Origin of the sequence: Streptococcus sp. ST14 (assembly GCF_046098195.1) — a bacterium.
Lineage (GTDB): Bacteria > Bacillota > Bacilli > Lactobacillales > Streptococcaceae > Streptococcus.
Map to the genome: position 1 here is coordinate 1 of NZ_JBJUSF010000078.1, position 545 is coordinate 545.

Consider the following 545-nt stretch of genomic DNA (forward strand, 5'->3'; position numbering starts at 1 on the left):
TTCATCAGAGGGCGAGGGTATACTCGAACACCAAAAGAGTTCTCCTGGGAAGGAAAACTCAGCAAAAAGATGAAACAAACTAGGAATCGTATAGCTCGTTCAAAATTTGGGAAAGTATCAAGAGGTACAGGAAAGGTCTTGAAGGTTGTGACAAAGCCTCTACGTTCCATTCTATCCAATTCATTAGCAGTTAAGTCCTATTTCTTGATGTTCCTCATCTTTGCAGTATTTGGGGCATTTATGGCCATGTTTGGAGGAAGTGGTCCTGTCCAACAAAATGAATTTGACCTGAACAAGTCCTGGCTGCAAATTAGTAAACGAGATCGAGAGAAGTCAAATGATAAGGTAGACTATTGGACAAACATCGATGACATGATCTTTTTCATGAACTTTCGCTACGGTAGTGAGTGGAAACCAGAAAGTAACTGGAATGAGGGGACTGGTGGTGAATGGGCTGGGATATTAGGCTTCAATCACTATTCGGATGCCTTGAATGATCTTTGGAATCATTTGAATGATGACCCTCACAACTTGAAAAAGATGGC

General features: G+C 41.3%; 1 pseudogene. It reads left to right on the forward strand.

What is annotated here, in order from left to right:
- Positions 1–545 (forward strand): annotated as a pseudogene (locus ACIY19_RS10890) (CHAP domain-containing protein); the annotation flags it as partial.